Annotated in this window: 15 protein-coding genes, 1 tRNA gene, 1 pseudogene and 2 riboswitches; of the genes and pseudogenes, 14 read left to right on the plus strand and 3 right to left on the minus strand. The window is 36.5% G+C overall.

Going from position 1 to position 17,717, the window contains the following annotated elements; all coding sequences use genetic code 11:
* The first annotated feature begins 19 nt into the window (after positions 1 to 19).
* From ACUXEY_RS27480 to tsaD, 5 genes are all read left to right on the plus strand, one after another.
* A tRNA-Asp gene (locus ACUXEY_RS27480) sits at positions 20 to 95 on the plus strand.
* Between the two features lie 174 nt (positions 96 to 269).
* Positions 270 to 743, plus strand: a complete 474-nt coding sequence (gene tsaE / locus ACUXEY_RS27485; RefSeq protein ID WP_166705480.1) for a tRNA (adenosine(37)-N6)-threonylcarbamoyltransferase complex ATPase subunit type 1 TsaE — start codon at positions 270 to 272, stop codon at positions 741 to 743.
* A complete protein-coding gene (tsaB, locus tag ACUXEY_RS27490) occupies positions 724 to 1,416 on the plus strand; it encodes a tRNA (adenosine(37)-N6)-threonylcarbamoyltransferase complex dimerization subunit type 1 TsaB (RefSeq protein ID WP_048528495.1) in 693 nt (230 codons plus the stop codon). The genes tsaE and tsaB overlap by 20 nt, the downstream gene beginning before the upstream one ends.
* A gap of 13 nt (positions 1,417 to 1,429) precedes the next feature.
* On the plus strand, positions 1,430 to 1,873 hold the full coding sequence (gene rimI / locus ACUXEY_RS27495) for a ribosomal protein S18-alanine N-acetyltransferase (protein WP_000367197.1): 444 nt from the start codon (positions 1,430 to 1,432) through the stop codon (positions 1,871 to 1,873).
* Positions 1,873 to 2,889, plus strand: a complete 1,017-nt coding sequence (tsaD, locus tag ACUXEY_RS27500; RefSeq protein WP_461302027.1) for a tRNA (adenosine(37)-N6)-threonylcarbamoyltransferase complex transferase subunit TsaD — start codon at positions 1,873 to 1,875, stop codon at positions 2,887 to 2,889. Before rimI ends, tsaD begins: the two co-directional genes overlap by 1 nt.
* Before the next feature lie 419 nt (positions 2,890 to 3,308).
* On the opposite strand, the gene ACUXEY_RS27505 is transcribed toward tsaD, so the two are convergent.
* Positions 3,309 to 5,243 carry an ABC-F family ATP-binding cassette domain-containing protein gene (locus ACUXEY_RS27505; protein ID WP_429603276.1) on the minus strand — a complete coding sequence of 645 codons (1,935 nt, stop codon included), beginning with the start codon at positions 5,241 to 5,243 and terminating at the stop codon, positions 3,309 to 3,311.
* Positions 5,244 to 5,430: 187 nt separating this feature from the next.
* Between ACUXEY_RS27505 and ACUXEY_RS27510 the strand changes: the two genes are divergently transcribed.
* A complete protein-coding gene (locus ACUXEY_RS27510; RefSeq protein ID WP_461302028.1) occupies positions 5,431 to 6,060 on the plus strand; it encodes a redox-sensing transcriptional repressor Rex in 630 nt (209 codons plus the stop codon).
* A 29-nt stretch (positions 6,061 to 6,089) separates the two neighbouring features.
* Here the strand turns inward: ACUXEY_RS27510 and ACUXEY_RS27515 are convergent, their stop codons facing one another.
* Both ACUXEY_RS27515 and ACUXEY_RS27520 read right to left on the minus strand, forming a co-directional pair.
* Entirely contained in the window at positions 6,090 to 6,281 is a 192-nt protein-coding gene (locus tag ACUXEY_RS27515) for a YdiK family protein (RefSeq protein WP_001246201.1), read from the minus strand.
* On the minus strand, positions 6,278 to 7,024 hold the full coding sequence (locus ACUXEY_RS27520) for a CPBP family intramembrane glutamic endopeptidase (RefSeq protein ID WP_144616399.1): 747 nt from the start codon (positions 7,022 to 7,024) through the stop codon (positions 6,278 to 6,280). Before ACUXEY_RS27520 ends, ACUXEY_RS27515 begins: the two co-directional genes overlap by 4 nt.
* A 401-nt stretch (positions 7,025 to 7,425) precedes the next feature.
* Here ACUXEY_RS27520 and groES point away from each other — a divergent pair, with 401 nt between their 5' ends.
* From groES to ACUXEY_RS27560, 8 genes and pseudogenes are all read left to right on the plus strand, one after another.
* Positions 7,426 to 7,710 (plus strand): co-chaperone GroES, encoded by a 285-nt coding sequence (gene groES, locus ACUXEY_RS27525; RefSeq protein ID WP_000917311.1) that lies wholly within the window; start codon positions 7,426 to 7,428, stop codon positions 7,708 to 7,710.
* Positions 7,711 to 7,748: 38 nt separating this feature from the next.
* The gene (gene groL, locus ACUXEY_RS27530) at positions 7,749 to 9,383 is read left to right on the plus strand and encodes a chaperonin GroEL (RefSeq protein WP_144616397.1); all 1,635 of its coding nucleotides are present in this window, start codon (positions 7,749 to 7,751) and stop codon (positions 9,381 to 9,383) included.
* A gap of 247 nt (positions 9,384 to 9,630) precedes the next feature.
* Positions 9,631 to 10,717 (plus strand): annotated as a pseudogene (locus ACUXEY_RS27535) (WXG100 family type VII secretion target); the annotation flags it as partial.
* 20 nt (positions 10,718 to 10,737) lie between these two features.
* A complete protein-coding gene (locus ACUXEY_RS27540; RefSeq protein ID WP_461302029.1) occupies positions 10,738 to 11,196 on the plus strand; it encodes an SMI1/KNR4 family protein in 459 nt (152 codons plus the stop codon).
* A gap of 402 nt (positions 11,197 to 11,598) precedes the next feature.
* A riboswitch (purine riboswitch) is annotated at positions 11,599 to 11,700 on the plus strand.
* Between the two features lie 165 nt (positions 11,701 to 11,865).
* Positions 11,866 to 13,404 carry a glutamine-hydrolyzing GMP synthase gene (guaA, locus tag ACUXEY_RS27545; RefSeq protein ID WP_141523870.1) on the plus strand — a complete coding sequence of 513 codons (1,539 nt, stop codon included), beginning with the start codon at positions 11,866 to 11,868 and terminating at the stop codon, positions 13,402 to 13,404.
* A 152-nt stretch (positions 13,405 to 13,556) separates the two neighbouring features.
* Positions 13,557 to 13,658: riboswitch (purine riboswitch) on the plus strand.
* Between the two features lie 127 nt (positions 13,659 to 13,785).
* Positions 13,786 to 15,111, plus strand: coding sequence for an NCS2 family permease (locus ACUXEY_RS27550; protein ID WP_461302030.1), 1,326 nt, complete (start codon positions 13,786 to 13,788; stop codon positions 15,109 to 15,111).
* Between the two features lie 144 nt (positions 15,112 to 15,255).
* Positions 15,256 to 15,957: a response regulator transcription factor gene (locus ACUXEY_RS27555; RefSeq protein ID WP_099686575.1), complete on the plus strand. Its 702-nt coding sequence runs from the start codon at positions 15,256 to 15,258 to the stop codon at positions 15,955 to 15,957.
* On the plus strand, positions 15,941 to 17,446 hold the full coding sequence (locus ACUXEY_RS27560) for a sensor histidine kinase (protein WP_461302031.1): 1,506 nt from the start codon (positions 15,941 to 15,943) through the stop codon (positions 17,444 to 17,446). The genes ACUXEY_RS27555 and ACUXEY_RS27560 overlap by 17 nt, the downstream gene beginning before the upstream one ends.
* Positions 17,447 to 17,717: the final 271 nt, after the last annotated feature.

Genomic DNA, 17,717 nt, shown 5'->3' on the forward strand with positions numbered 1-17,717 from the left:
CCTGTCCCCGCAACCAAATGGTCCCGTGGTGTAGTGGTTAACATGCCTGCCTGTCACGCAGGAGATCGCCGGTTCGACCCCGGTCGGGACCGCCACTTTATATAAAGAAAAGAACGAAACATGTTGTTTCGTATTTTTTTATTTGTTTTAACAAAAAACTAATAAAGACAGTCAAACTATCCTTAGGAATCCCCCTAAGGACTTTTTTATATATTCAAAACCTGTATAATAAAGAGCAGAGAACATTGTGAGTAAAGTAGGTGAAGTCTGTGAGTAAATATGAAATAACAACAAAATCATCTGAGGAAACACAAAGATTATCAGAAAAACTAGGTGAACTTGCCCAGGCGCAAGATGTAATTATTTTAGAAGGAGATCTAGGGGCTGGTAAGACGACTTTTACAAAAGGACTAGCAAAAGGTCTTGGAGTAAAAAGAGTTGTAAATAGCCCTACCTTTAATATTATTAAAGAATATAAAGGAAGATTACCGCTATATCATATGGACGTGTATCGCTTAGCAGAAAGTGAAGAGGACTTAGGGTTTGATGAGTATTTCTACGGTGAAGGAATTACGGTAGTAGAATGGGCTCATTTAATAGAAGCATATTTACCAAATGAGAAATTACAAATTAGTTTATTCCATGCTGGAGATGATACAAGAAACATTGTACTCGAGCCAGTTGGAGATCGCTATATTAGATTATGTGAGGAGCTATTACAAGATGAAAGTACTAGCAATTGATACTTCAAATTACGTAATGGGTGTATCCCTTATTGAAGAAGGAAACGTAATTGGGGAAATCATTACAAACTTAACAAAAAACCATTCTGTACGTCTTATGCCAGCTGTAGAACAACTGTTAAAAGAATGCGGTGTAAAACCGAAAGAATTAACGAAAATAGTTGTAGCTGCTGGACCAGGATCATATACAGGTGTTCGCATAGGTGTGACAGCTGCCAAAACATTGGCTTGGTCACTTCAAATACCAATTGTAGGTGTATCAAGTTTAGAAGTAGTGGCTGCAAACGGAGCAAATTTTGATGGGTTAATCTGTCCTTTATTCGATGGAAGACGCGGACAAATTTATACGGGGCTATATACATATGAAGGAGAGAAGTTAACTTCTATAGAAGAAGACCGAATTATCCTTATTGTAGACTGGTTGCAAATGTTAAAAGATAAAGGAAAGCCTGTTTTATTTCTTGGTAACGATGTTAAATTGCATAAAGAAACGATTATCGAACATTTGGGCGATCAAGCTGTATTTGCTCCTTTCACTAAAAATAACCCAAGACCAAGTGAGTTAGCGTTCTTAGGATTGCAAAAAGAAGAACAAGATGTACATTCATTCGTTCCTAGTTACCTTCGTTTAGCTGAAGCTGAAACAAAGTGGTTAGAAAGTCAAAACAAGTAGGAGTTTGCAGAGGATGGATATGATATTTAGAAAGATGGAACTCGATGATATCGCTCAAATTGTAGCTATTGAAGAAGCATCTTTTTCAACTCCTTGGACTGCAGATGCCTTTCACCGTGAGTTAACGATGAATGAACATGCACATTATGTTGTGCTAGAAAAAGATGGTCGTGTAATTGGGTATTGTGGATTGTGGATAATTATTGATGAATCACATATAACAAATATAGCTATTTTGCCAGAATACAGAGGTCAAAAGCTAGGAGATGCTTTATTGAAAGAAGTTATTTCCGAAGCGAAAACTCTAGGCGTAAAAACGATGACACTGGAAGTACGTGTATCAAATGAAGTAGCAAAACAGTTATACAGAAAATACGGATTTCAAAATGGTGGAATTCGTAAACGATACTATGCAGACAATCAGGAAGATGGTCTCGTAATGTGGGTGAATATATAATGGAAAAAAATACGATTATACTTGGTATAGAAACAAGTTGTGATGAAACAGCAGTAGCGGTTGTTAAAAATGGAACGGAAATTATTGCGAATGTCGTTGCATCACAAATTGAAAGTCATAAACGTTTTGGCGGAGTTGTACCAGAGATTGCATCTCGTCATCATGTAGAAGAAATTACAGTTGTGTTAGAAGAAGCTTTAAAAGAAGCCAATATCACATTTGATGATATTGATGCAATTGCTGTAACAGAAGGACCTGGTTTAGTAGGAGCACTTCTAATAGGGGTAAACGCAGCGAAAGCAGTGGCATTTGCACATGATATCCCTCTAGTTGGTGTACATCATATCGCTGGCCATATTTATGCGAACCGTTTAGTAAAAGAAGTTCAATTCCCACTGCTATCACTTGTTGTATCTGGTGGACATACAGAGCTTGTTTATATGAAAGAACATGGTTCATTTGAAGTAATTGGTGAAACAAGAGATGATGCAGCGGGAGAGGCGTATGATAAAGTAGCTCGTACGTTATCTATGCCATATCCAGGTGGTCCTCATATTGATCGCCTTGCACATGAAGGAGAACCGACAATCGATCTGCCTCGTGCATGGCTAGAACCGGATTCGTATGATTTCAGTTTCAGTGGATTGAAATCAGCAGTTATCAACACTGTGCATAACGCAAAACAGCGCGGAATAGAAATTGCACCGGTAGATTTAGCAGCAAGTTTCCAAGAGAGTGTAATTGACGTATTAGTAACGAAAGCTTCTCGTGCAGCGGATGCTTATAACGTAAAGCAAGTGCTTCTTGCTGGTGGAGTGGCTGCAAATAAAGGACTTCGTGCGCGTTTAGAAGCAGAATTTGCACAAAAAGAAAATGTAGAGCTAATTATTCCTCCTTTATCTTTATGCACAGATAATGCAGCAATGATTGCAGCGGCAGGTACAATTGCATATGAACAAGGAAAACGCGCTACATTAGCTTTAAATGCAAATCCAGGATTAGATATTGAAGCATAGTTATACACAAAATTAACCACAGCTTGTGGATAAAACCCATATTATCTGTTGATAATGTGGGTTTTATTGTGTATATAAAATGTTGATAACTTTTTCGTTAATTGTGGATAATGTGGAAAAGTTATTTTGAGGTTTATTTTATAAAGGTGGATATGTGTATAAACTTGTGGATAAATTAGGCGAAGTCTGACCTTTAAATATACCCTTTTTCGGGAAATAAAAACGAAGAAGATATCTCTAAAAAACATTTTGGAATATGCTCTTATTATAAGGGGTGCTAACATTGTCAAACCTTGTCGGTAAATCGGTATCTCGTGTCGAATCGTTTATGCAATAGAGGTTGACCACGGCTAGAAGATAAAAAGGATGTCCCATCGTCAAAAATTCCGACTGATGAGACATCCTTCTTATTCATACTCTTATAAATGCAATTCTTCCCATTCTGCCATACAAGCATCAAGTTGTTCTTGTAGTGTTTGCTTTTTCGTTGTAATTTCACTAGCCTTTTCATAATCTGCATATATTTCTGGTAAGCAAAGTTGATCTTCTAACGTAGCAATTTCTTCTTCAAATTGTACAATATTTTGTTCTAGTTCCTCGATTTTTCGAGTACGTTGACGCTCCAACTTTTTGCGCTCTTTTTCTTCAAGATAATTTAATTTTTCTGGAGCTACAGTTTTTTGAACAGGTGCTTGATTCTCTTGCTGTTCTTGTTGTTCAAATTCAGCACGTTCAATCATCTCATTTTTCTTTTCAACGTAGTAATCGTAGTCACCTAAATATTCCTGCGCACCTTCTGTTGATAACTCAACAACAGTTGTCGTTACACGATTAATAAAGTAGCGGTCATGTGAGACGAATAGAAGGGTACCCGGATAATCAATTAAAGCATTCTCCAAGATTTCTTTACTATTTAAATCAAGATGGTTCGTAGGCTCATCGAGAATTAATAAATTCGATTTTTGCATCATAAGTTTTGCAAGAGCTAACCGAGCCTTTTGTCCACCACTAAGAGAAGATACTGGTTTTAGTACATCGTCTCCTGTGAATAAGAAGTTACCTAGTATTGTGCGAATTTCTTTTTCGGGCTGCAATGGATATTCATCCCATAATTCATTTAAAACTCGCTTAGAAGATGTTAAGTTAGCTTGTTCCTGATCATAATAACCAACAGATACATTGGATCCGAAAGAAACATCACCATGTAATAGTGGTAACTTATTCACAATGGATTTCAACAATGTGGATTTCCCAATTCCATTTGGACCAACTAAAGCAACACTATCCCCACGAGTTAAGCGCATTGTTACATGTTCAATAATTGGATCCTCATCATAGCCGATAGTTGCATCCTTTACTTGTAAAACATCATTTCCACTTTGTTTTTCAATATCGAAATGGAAGGAAGCCGACTTAGAGTCACCTAATGGTCTTGTTAATAGTTCCATACGGTCTAATTGTTTACGACGGCTTTGCGCACGTTTTGTTGTAGATGCACGAGCTATATTCTTTTGAACGAAGTCCTCAAGTTTAGCGATTTCATCTTGTTGTTTTTCATAACGTTTCATTTCTTGCTCGTATAGTGCTGATTTTAAATCTAAATATTTACTGTAGTTACCAACAAATCGTCTACTTTCTTTATTCGAAATTTCATATACTTGTGTAACGAGTTTATCTAAGAAATAACGGTCATGGGAAACAATAAGTATTGCGCCAGGATAGCCTTGTAAATATTGTTCAAGCCATGTTAATGTTTCGATATCTAAATGGTTTGTAGGCTCGTCCAAAATAAGTAAGTCTGGTTTCGTTAATAATAATTTACCGAGAGCTAATCGTGTTTTTTGCCCACCGCTTAATGTAGAAATCGTCGTCTGGTGCGTTTCGACTGGGAAGCCAAGACCGCTTAAAATCGAACGGATATCTGCTTCGTACTGATAGCCACCTTGATCTTTATAATCTAATTGCAATTGGTCATAATCAGTTAATAACCTTTCATATATAGCCTCGTTTGAAAAGTTTTCTTCTTTTCCCATCTCTTGCTCTAGCCTTCGAAGTTTTGTCTCCATTTGCTGCAAGTGTGTAAAGACGGTTAACATTTCATCCCAAATTGTTAAAGACGTTTCTAAACCGGTATTTTGAGCTAAGTATCCGATTGAGACATCTTTCGGTTTTATAATTTCGCCACCATCATGAGATAGCTCACCAGCTATTATTTTTAATAACGTAGATTTTCCGGCTCCATTTCGTCCGACTAATGCGATGCGATCTTTCGTTTGAACTTCCAATTTTATGTTTGCAAGAATCGTTTCTGCACCGTATAATTTCGAAAGCGCGTTTACTTGTAATAAAATCAATGTTTTCACCTCAAATAATTTCTTAACTTTGCCATGTTTATATTTCTCAATCATACTAAAAATAGTGTATAGTTTAAAATACAGAGAGAATACTTCTTCTTTCTATTATACAAGGAATTTAATAAGTGCTAAACTTCTGTATTTGATTAAAGCATATGAATAAAGATAGGAAGAGAGGAGAGGTTATATGGAGCAGCAGAAAATTCCACAAGCCACTGCTAAGAGATTGCCTCTATACTATCGATTTATCCAAAACTTATCTCTGTCTGGTAAGCAACGTGTTTCATCAGCCGAATTAAGTGAAGCGGTAAAGGTTGATTCCGCAACTATTCGAAGAGATTTCTCATACTTTGGGGCGTTAGGGAAAAAAGGATATGGATATAACGTAAATTATTTATTATCATTTTTCCGTGAAACACTCGACCAAGATGATATAACACGTGTAGCGCTTATTGGAGTAGGTAATTTAGGGACCGCTTTCTTACATTATAATTTCACGAAAAACAATAATACAAAAATTGAAATGGCGTTTGACGTTAGTGAAGAGAAAGTTGGAACAGAAATCGGGGGCATTCCTGTATATCATTTAGATGAATTAGAAGAAAGATTATCAAATGATATACAAGTGGCAATATTAACAGTACCGGCTACAGTAGCACAATCTGTAGCAGATAGATTAGCTGAAACGAGTGTGCATGGTATTTTAAATTTCACACCAGCACGCTTAAATGTGTCAGACGATATAAGAATTCATCATATTGATTTAGCAGTAGAGTTACAAACACTTGTTTACTTTTTAAAGAATTATCCACAATAAAACGCAGAGGAAGCGACCTCTGCGTTTTATTATTGTTTTTTCTTTGTGAATTTAACTAATATAAGGCGAAGTGCCAAATTAAAATCAATTGTTGCCATAACTGCAAATAGTATTGTCCACATATTCCAGATTGTATCTGTTACGTTCGTAATGGCGAAGCGGGTAAAGATACATCCTAGTAGGAAGTACAATGCAGCCATGAACAATGGTGAGTTTCTCATAAAAATCCTCCGATAAAGCCTTGCATTTTTTCAGCTTCTTTAATCATTTCTTGAATTTGTTCATTGCTCATTAAAACTTGAGCAACTGCAACTAATGTATTCATTGCAACATGAGCTGCGATAGGGACGATAATACGCTTCGTTTTTACATATAAAAAGGCGAATACGAGTCCCATAGAAGTGTATACCAATAAGTGAGTGAAATCAAAATGAATTGCTGCGAATACGAGAGAACTAATAATAGCAGCAATAAAGAAGTTAAACTTCTTATAAAGTGTACCAAATAAAATTTTTCTAAATACGATTTCTTCCAAAATAGGTCCTATTATAGATATAACAATAAGGAACCAAGGTGTCGTTCTTGCGATATCCATAAGTCTTGCTGTATTTTCAGATCCAGGTTTAATTCCTAATAAACGCATTTCTATCATACCGGCAATACTTTGCGAGAAAAATGCTAAGAAGAACCCGATAAAAATCCAACCAATCGTAGCTGGAACAGTAGAACGCTTTGTATCTAAATGTCTGTCACGAATATCTGTTCTAAGTAACCAAAGTACGATACATAATGCAATAAAGAAGCTAATGATTGCCCAGTGACCAGTTATGAGTTGAAATTTCTCTTCCCTAGTAAATCCCCTGTTATCATAAAGTCCAGTTTTCAGGAGAAGTGGTAATCCAGCAATTGATGATAACTGCATTAAAATGTATGTAACGATAACCCACCAATATTGTTTTTTCAAATGGTTTAACCATCCTTTCTAACTCTAGTGTATGAGATAAGGTAGGATAACATGTAAATATGCTACCTACGATATAAACCTTACTTAAATTATGTTTTTTTTGTAAATCCTTATTTGAAATTATAATAGAAGACAGGAGAAAGTTGTGTGTGTAGCGAAAACAACTTAGGGTGTCCTTTCATATTGTAACATACGAGTAGTGGAAACAACGATTCATATGGTAAAGGTAGAAGAAGAGAGACTCTATATAGAAAAGTGTATAACTGAATTTGCGAAAAAATTATGATTTTTTTACTTGCAAAAGAAATTGAGATTATTTATTATTATAAGTGTGTTAGCACTCGGGTGACCTGAGTGCTAATAAATAAAATTTACATAACAAAATGAGGAGGTTATTGTTCATGCTAAAGCCATTAGGTGATCGCGTTGTAATTGAGCTTGTTCAAGCGGAAGAAAAAACAGCAAGTGGTATTGTATTACCAGACACAGCAAAAGAAAAACCACAAGAGGGTAAAGTTGTTGCAGTAGGTACTGGTCGAGTGCTTGAAAATGGTGAGCGTGTTGCTTTAGAGGTAGCAGCAGGTGATCTTATCATCTTCTCAAAATATGCAGGTACTGAAGTGAAATATGAAGGTACAGACTACTTGATTTTACGTGAAAGTGACATTCTAGCAGTTATCGGTTAATTATATAAATCTTAAAAAATCCAAGGGGGTCAATTATTATGGCAAAAGATATTAAATTTAGTGAAGAAGCACGTCGTTCGATGCTTCGCGGTGTCGACACTCTTGCAAATGCAGTAAAAGTAACGCTTGGACCAAAAGGTCGTAACGTTGTTCTTGAGAAAAAATTTGGTTCACCACTTATTACAAATGACGGTGTAACAATCGCAAAAGAAATCGAATTAGAAGATGCATTCGAAAACATGGGTGCAAAATTAGTAGCAGAAGTTGCTAGCAAAACAAACGATGTAGCTGGTGACGGAACAACAACTGCAACTGTATTAGCACAAGCTATGATTCGTGAAGGTCTTAAAAACGTAACAGCTGGTGCGAACCCAATGGGCCTTCGTAAAGGTATCGAAAAAGCTGTAGTTGCTGCAGTAGAAGAATTAAAAACGATTTCTAAACCAATCGAAGGTAAATCTTCTATCGCACAAGTAGCTGCTATTTCTGCTGCTGACGAAGAAGTAGGTCAATTAATCGCTGAAGCAATGGAGCGCGTTGGTAACGACGGCGTTATTACTTTAGAAGAATCTAAAGGTTTCACAACAGAATTAGACGTAGTAGAAGGTATGCAATTTGATCGTGGATATGCATCTCCTTACATGATTACTGATTCTGACAAAATGGAAGCAGTTCTTGATAACCCATACATCTTAATCACTGACAAAAAGATTTCTAACATTCAAGAAATCTTACCAGTATTAGAGCAAGTGGTACAACAAGGTAAACCACTTCTTATCATTGCTGAAGATGTAGAAGGCGAAGCGTTAGCTACATTAGTAGTGAACAAACTTCGTGGTACATTCAATGTAGTAGCTGTTAAAGCTCCTGGATTTGGTGACCGTCGTAAAGCAATGCTAGAAGATATTGCAATCTTAACTGGTGGCGAAGTAATCACTGAAGAATTAGGCCGTGACTTAAAATCTGCTACAATTGAATCTTTAGGACGCGCTGGTAAAGTTGTTGTAACGAAAGAAAACACAACTGTAGTTGAAGGTATCGGAAATACACAACAAATCGAAGCTCGCATCGGTCAAATCCGTGCGCAATTAGAAGAAACTACTTCTGAATTCGATCGTGAAAAATTACAAGAGCGTCTTGCAAAACTTGCAGGTGGCGTAGCAGTAATTAAAGTAGGTGCAGCAACTGAAACTGAGTTAAAAGAGCGCAAACTTCGCATTGAAGATGCACTTAACTCAACTCGTGCAGCAGTAGAAGAAGGTATCGTTGCAGGTGGTGGTACTTCACTTATGAACGTATACACAAAAGTAGCTTCTATCGTAGCTGAAGGCGACGAAGCAACAGGTATCAACATCGTACTTCGTGCACTAGAAGAGCCAGTTCGTCAAATCGCAATCAACGCTGGTCTAGAAGGATCTGTAGTTGTAGAGCGTCTAAAAGGCGAAAAAGTAGGCGTTGGTTTCAACGCAGCAACTGGCGAGTGGGTTAACATGCTTGAAACTGGTATCGTAGATCCAGCTAAAGTAACTCGCTCTGCACTTCAAAACGCAGCATCTGTTGCAGCTATGTTCTTAACGACTGAAGCTGTAGTAGCTGACAAACCAGAACCAAATGCACCAGCAATGCCTGACATGGGCGGCATGGGCATGGGCGGTATGGGCGGAATGATGTAATAAGCATCACTCTGTGAAGCTGTTCAATGTATAAATAGTTAATTAGAAGAAGGCTACTTCCTTGATGAGAGGAGGTAGTCTTTTTTGTGTTATTAAAGTTTGCATACCAAGAATTTCTGGAAGACTGTAAGTTTCGAAATACAACGGAGGTAAATATTCAAAATTATAAGGTTCTCTTAGGTGGTTTTATTGATTAATTTCACGATAATGACATTTTGAATGTTGAAGAAATTAAAAATCTTTATGTGAAAAGCTATTTACGTCATTCCAAGATACAAAACCTCAAATGTTTAATGTATTTAGGGAATTTGATAAGATTGCAGAAGAACTAATGCATGCTGCTGAAAAGTTTCGTAATGCTGATGAACTTTATGATGGTAATTTAGTTGATGGAAGTTTATCTAATGAAAAAAATAGAAGCAGGAGCAATGGGCGACAAACCCTCTGAAAAATCTATGCTGAGAAAAATTTGGGATGGTATATACGTTGGCTCTGGGCAAGTTATTGGGGAGATTGTAGAAGGATTTAATTCATTAGACGATACAGTAACAAAGGAAAATATTAAGTATGCTATAGGTCACCCTATAGAGACAGTTTCTACTGCTTGGAATACTGTTTCAGATTCATTTATGAATGATTTTTGGCATGGTGATGCGGAAAGTCGTACAAAATGGGGCACAAGTATTTTTATGGGACTTGGATTGGGATGGATTGGGGATAAAGGAATAAGCAGAGTAGGAAAAGTAACTACATTAGGGATAAAAGCAGAACAGAGTATCTCTCATTTTTCAAATAAATTAAAAATGAGAGATCCCTTTGCTTATGCTGGTGATTTTAGAGATGTTCCAAAAACTTCTTTTAATTCTTTAGAAGAAGCACGAAATACATTTATGTTTGCTGACCCTGGTAATTTAAATACACCTAGATTCCAAGAATACATTAGCCAAGTAGAAGAAATTACAAATAGGAAAATCCCTGAAAAGCAGAGGGAATTACTACAAGAACACATAGAAAATAATAGTTATGAACGATTAAGCAAAGAAGAAGTTGTAAAAAGAAGAAGAGAATTTGGTAGATTAAAAGGTGATTTAAGAGAAGAGTGGGAACTGGAGACTAATTAAAAATGGCCTACTTATGAAGAAGAAATCCTTTCTAGAAGAGGAATACCGCTAAGGCATGTAGATGACCCGTATGATGCACATCATTTTATTGAAAATGCACACGGTGGAGAACATGAGTGGTGGAATATACACCCAGCTAAATTTCCTACTGAACATCAAGGTGGGATTCATGGCAAGGAAGGTATTTCAAAAGAGATTTTTAAGAAAAAGTGAATAACGGAGGTATTAACGCTATGTTTAACTTTTTGAAAAAATATGTTGTAGCAGACAGGAGTGTACGTTCTAAACAAAAACCTATTTTTTATCCTATATATCAAGAAGAGATAGATGAAGCAGAAAGCTTATTACAAATGGAACTCCCAAAAGAACTGCAACGTTTTTATCAAGAAATAGGTTGTGGTTTTTTAAAGTCTGATAAAAGAATGTTTTTCAACAGGTTTATGGACCCGATTTCAGTTGCGGATTTTCGCTTAAGACAGGATATTTACGAATATAATCCAAACCTAGATGATGTAGATGATGATGAATCATTAGTATTTTTCGAAGCAACAGCACTTAACTTTTTAACAATTAAATTTAAAGAGGAAAATGAATTAGGTCAATGTCCTATTTACTCTGAAGATGAGAAAATAGCGGATTCTTTAGAAGGATTTTTAATTAAAATGGATGAAAACCCTGATTATTATATTTAATCTTATTAATCATTGCTTTAAGGATTAGGACTTGAAAAATAGCTAATCATGAAAACAAAAAGCTTATGTATAACTTGCATAGGCTTTTATAGTGTCTATTAACTCTTTTGTTTGAGTTGTATTTATGTCAGCGTAAGAGCTAGAACAGGTTGATGAAATTTTTATACGGATAGGTAAAAAAATAGGAAGAAACTGATGATACGACTTTAGCTGTAGTAGCTGACAAAACAGAACCAATTGAACCAGTAATGCCTGGCATGGGCGGTATGATGTAATTCCTTTTCTAAAAAACATCCATTTCTATATAGAAATGGATGTTTTTTAGAAAAGGAAATGAATTTCTGTAGAATTTTGTCGCTTTCTCTCTTGACCATATCGATACTTCATTGTTAGAATCTAGGAAGATAATATAAAACAATCCTTCATATATCCTCGATGATATGGTTTGAGAGTCTCTACCGGGTTACCGTAAACAACCTGACTATGAAGGCAGTGCGTCTTATATTTATAAAGAGCGGAAGACTATCTTTCTTTATAAAGCCAGACCCCTGCCTTTTCTTTGTTATGAGACTAGAGGCGGAGGACTGGCTTTTTTTATTATATTAGTAATGCTTTTTGCCAAATTGGTGAAAATATTTATATACGAGAACTAACGTTGGGGTGATTATTTTGAAGAAGCAGCATGATACAATTATCGTTTTAGATTTTGGGAGTCAGTACAATCAGTTAATAGCACGTCGAATTCGTGAGTTCGGTGTATACAGTGAACTTCATCCACATACAATTACTGCAGAAGAAATTAAAGCAATGAATCCAAAAGGGATTATCTTCTCTGGTGGACCAAATAGTGTATACGGTGAAGGTGCATTACATTGTGATGAAAAAATCTTTGAACTAGGATTACCGATCTTCGGTATTTGTTACGGTATGCAGCTTATGACACAACACTTTGGTGGTAAAGTAGAACGTGCAAACCACCGTGAGTACGGAAAAGCTGTTCTTAAAGTAGAGAACGAATCAAAATTATATGCGAACCTTCCAGAAGAGCAAGTTGTATGGATGAGTCATGGCGACTTAGTAACTGGTTTACCTGAAGGATTCGTAGTAGATGCAACAAGTGAGTCTTGTCCAATTGCTGGTATGAGCAATGAAGAGCAAAACTTATACGGTGTACAATTCCACCCAGAAGTACGTCACTCTGAGCACGGTAACGATTTAATTAAAAACTTCGTATTCGGCGCATGTGGTTGTTCTGAAGGATGGAACATGGAGAACTTTATCGAAGTAGAATTAGAGAAAATCCGTGAAACTGTTGGAGACAAAAAAGTACTATGCGCACTTAGCGGCGGTGTAGACTCTTCTGTTGTAGCAGTGTTAATTCATAAAGCAATCGGCGACCAATTAACATGTATTTTCGTTGACCACGGTTTACTTCGTAAAGGTGAAGCGGAAGGTGTTATGAAAACATTCAGCGAAGGCTTCCATATGAACGTTATTAAAGTGGATGCAAAAGAGCGCTTCATGAACAAGTTAAAAGGTGTAGAAGATCCAGAGCAAAAACGTAAAATCATCGGTAACGAATTCATTTACGTATTTGATGATGAAGCTTCTAAATTACAAGGTATGGACTTCCTAGCACAAGGTACACTTTATACAGATATCGTTGAGAGTGGTACTGCAACTGCACAAACAATTAAATCTCACCATAACGTTGGTGGACTTCCAGAAGACATGCAGTTCAAATTAATTGAGCCTTTAAACACTTTATTTAAAGATGAAGTACGTGTATTAGGATCAGAACTAGGAATTCCTGATGAAATCGTATGGCGTCAACCATTCCCAGGTCCTGGTCTTGGTATTCGTGTATTAGGTGAAATCACAGAAGAGAAATTAGAAATCGTTCGTGAATCTGATGCGATTTTACGCGAAGAAATTATTAAAGCGGGCTTAGACCGTGAAATCTGGCAATACTTCACTGCGCTTCCTGGTATGCGTAGCGTAGGTGTTATGGGTGACGAGCGTACTTACGATTACACAGTAGGTATCCGCGCAGTAACATCTATCGACGGTATGACAGCTGACTGGGCACGTATCCCTTGGGATGTATTAGAGAAAATCTCTGTACGTATCGTAAACGAAGTAAAGCACGTTAACCGTATCGTGTATGATGTAACGAGTAAGCCACCAGCAACGATTGAGTGGGAATAGTATTATACAAAAGATCCATCTATTGCACATGCATAGATGGATCTTTTGTAGTTTTACCCTTAATACGAACAAAAATATAAAATTTTGTTAAAATGTTCGTTTTTAATTGACAAAAGCACCTATGCGAGTTAATATGAGTATGTAATTCAAACGAAAAGTGAATATTATGCCGTCGTATAATATCGGGGATATGGCCCGAAAGTTTCTACCTAGCTACCGTAAATGGCTTGACTACGAGGCGTTTTTATAAAGGTGAGGGGAATCTTATCTTTATTCATAGAACGCTTCCATGTATATGCAATGGAAGCCTTTTTTATTTTTAATAGATAAAAGAGGGCTAGGAGATTACGGCGAGTAATCATATAACGGGGGAAACGTAAGATGAAGCGCTATTTTCAGTTTGATGAACTCGGCACGAATTATAAAACAGAGTTCATAGCGGGTTTAACGACATTTTTATCTATGGCTTATGTACTATTTGTCAATCCTGCTACGTTGTCACTTGGAAATGTTAAAGGGTTACCGGCAGGTACAGGAATGGATCCAGGTGCAGTATTCGTTGCTACAGCATTAGCGGCAGCGATTGGTTCGTTAATTATGGGTATTTTCGCGAAGTATCCGATTGCTTTGGCGCCAGGTATGGGGATTAACGCGTTCTTTGCTTATACAGCAGTGTTAACGATGGGTATCCCATGGCAAACAGCGATTGCTGGAACGTTAATGTCAGGTATTATCTTTATTATTCTTACGGCTTCAGGTATTCGTGAAAAAATCATTAATGCAATTCCATCAGAGTTAAAGTTTGCAGTAGCGGCAGGTATCGGATTATTCATTGCTTTCCTTGGATTCCAAAATGCTGGAGTTATCGTGAAAAATGATGCTGTTCTTGTTGGGTTGGGGGATTTAACAAAGGGCACAACGTTACTAGCAATCTTCGGGGTTGTTACGACAATCATCTTCATGATTAAGAAAATAAATGGTGCAGTTTTCTACGGTATGATTCTTACAGCGATCTTAGGAGTAGCGACAGGATTAATTGATACTCCGAAAGCTGTAGTGGGAGCAATACCGAGTCTAGAACCAACGTTCGGTGTGGCGTTAACTCACTTTGGAGATATTTTCACTGTTGAAATGGCGATTGTTATTATAACGTTCTTCTTTATCGATTTCTTTGATACAGCAGGTACACTTGTAGCGGTTGCGAATCAAGCGGGATTAATGAAGAACAATAAATTACCACGTGCAGGAAAAGCGTTATTTGCAGATGCGATTGCAACTGTAATCGGTGCGATTTTAGGTACATCAACAACGACGTCTTACATTGAATCTTCTGCAGGGGTAGCAGCGGGTGGACGTTCTGGATTTACAGCAGTTGTAACAGCAGGGTTCTTCTTATTGGCACTATTCTTCTCGCCATTATTAAGTGTTGTAACACCAGCTGTAACAGCACCAGCTTTAATTATTGTAGGAATCTTAATGGTTTCATCTTTAGGCGAAATTGATTGGCAGAAATTCGAGATTGCAGTACCGGCATTCTTTACAATCATTTCAATGCCGCTTACGTATAGTATTGCGACAGGGATTGCGATCGGGTTTATCTTCTATCCAATTACAATGGTAGTAAGTGGACGTCGTAAAGAGATTCATCCAATTATGTATGTTATGGGAGTTTTATTCGTACTATATTTCATCTACGTTCGTAAATAAAAGGGGTTTTTGAAAGGTCTAGACTTAAGGGGAGTCTAGACCTTTTTTGCGTCTTCAGAAAATCTTAAGGATTTCTGAGCGTTTTTCTTCAGAAGTTTTCCTATAATAGAAGTTAGGGATTAAAAAAGTGATGGGGGAGATATTGTGGCAAATGAAACAATACTTGTCGTAGATGATGAAAAAGAAATTCGAAATCTAATTACAATCTATTTAAAGAATGAAGGATATAAAGTATTGCAAGCGGGGGACGGAGAAGAAGGATTACGTTTACTAGAAGAAAATGAAGTACATTTAGTCGTATTAGATATTATGATGCCGAAAGTAGACGGTATTCATATGTGTATGAAAGTAAGAGAATCGAAAGAAATGCCGATTATTATGCTTTCTGCGAAAACGCAAGATATGGACAAAATTTTAGGGTTAACAACAGGTGCAGATGACTATGTAACGAAACCGTTTAACCCGTTAGAGTTAATCGCAAGAATTAAATCTCAGTTACGTCGTTATATGAAAATGAATGGTTTTGCTATTCAAAATGAGGACGAGTTAGAAATTGGAGAGATGAAAATAAACATCTCAACCCACAAAGTTATTGTGGATGGAGAAGAAGTGAAACTGACCCCAAGGGAATTTTCAATTCTAGAATTACTAGCCCGTAATCCGGGAATGGTCTTTAGCGCAGAGCAAATTTATGAAAAGGTTTGGAATGAACGATCCTTCCAGTCTGATAACACTGTAATGGTGCATATTCGAAAAGTACGTGAAAAGATTGAGGAGAATCCAAGGAAACCTAGATATATAAAAACAGTATGGGGAGTGGGGTATAAGATTGAAAAAGATATTTAATCCATTTACTTATGTTAGGAAAATTCGAGAATTAATTAGGAAGATAATGAAGAGCGTGAAACGGAGTATACGGATTCAACTTATTACTGCGTTTACGGCTTGTGCGTTATTAGGTCTCTTTGTATCAACGAAGATAGTGGCGCCTGTTTTTGAAGATGCTAGCCGACATGCTGAGATTAATTATAGAGATGGTATGGAACAAATTAATCGTAAAGCGCAAAGTACTGCGGAAATGATGGTTGATGCAAATAAATTAGATGCCGTACAAAGTATGATAGAGCTAGAAAATGAGCATTTAGAGCAGGGGCAGGATGCTTTTAAAATATTAGTTACCGATGAAAATGGTAAGGTTTTGTATAAAACGAAGCAGGCGCAAGAAGAACAAATTAATTTGCATAATACAATTCGTAATGCAACTTCGTTTGCTATCAATTATTCGAATAATACTGATATTGAAAGATCTAGAAAAGAGTTTATTACTTTCTCACCTATTACAATTGAAGATAAAAACTTGTATATGTTTGTGAGCGGAATTCCTCAAGGGGAAGTAGTATATTATAAAGTAGAAGGACCATTCCCATTTTTAATTGGTGTACTCGTATTCATTTTCTCTTTCTTCTATATAACAAAGAGAAAGATGAAGCAAATTGAAGCGATGGCAGAAGGTGTAAGGGAAATAGAAAAAGGTAACTTAGCGTATCGTATTGAGAAAAAAGGTGAAGACGAGATTGCGTCTTTAACTGAGAATATTAATAATATGGCAGAAGAGCTTATGAATAATATAGAAAAAGAACGTAAATTAGAGAAGCAAAAGAACGAGCTTATTACGAATGTATCTCACGATTTACGTACACCACTTACTTCTATTATGGGTTACTTGCGATTGCTTCGAGATTCTAAATATGAAAATAAAGAACAACATGATGAGTATACGAGAATTGCTTTTGCGAAGTCGGAGCAGTTAAAGAATTTAATAGAAGATTTATTTGAGTATACGAAGTTAACAAATGAGCAAGTTATATTAGAAAAACAAGAGGTTTGTATAAATGAGTTACTCGAGCAATTAATAGAAGAGTTAGTACCGCAGGCGGAAGAGCATGGACTTACGTTTGTTAAGAAGTTTCCTGAGGAACGTGCCTATGCAGCGGTTGATTCGGAAAAGATGGTCCGTGTATTTGATAATTTATTAATGAACGCTATTAAGTATAGTAAAGATGATGGAGAGATAAAAGTTTCTCTTCAAAGGCAGCGCCGGGATATACAAATTGTAATTGCGAATCATAGTGAAGATTTTACGAGAGAAGAGTTAGGGAGCTTGTTTGAACGCTTCTATAAGAAAGATCAATCTAGAAGTAGAGTAACAGAAGGGTCGGGACTTGGATTAGCGATTGCGAAAAGTATTGTTGAATTGCAAGGTGGTAGTATTCGAGCAGAATATGAGGATGGTATTATTCAATTTATCGTCTCGTTACCAATTATAGAAAAATAATAAACGAATAGAATGATATATGATAAAAAGGCTTATTTTAAAAGGAATAAGCCTTTTTATATTTTTTTAGAAAAACATGTTGACGATTGTAGATTAGAGGTGTAATATAGAACAAGTCGCCGATGCAATAACGCAGAACGCGGCAAACGAAATGAAAAACTTAGTTGACATTAACTAACGAAGATGTTAACATAAGGAAGTCGCAAATGAGCGACTAAGTAGTTCTTTGAAAACTGAACGAAACAAACAACGTGAAACGTCAATTTTTATT

The organism is Bacillus sp. F9_6S_D1_P_5, from assembly GCF_054823925.1.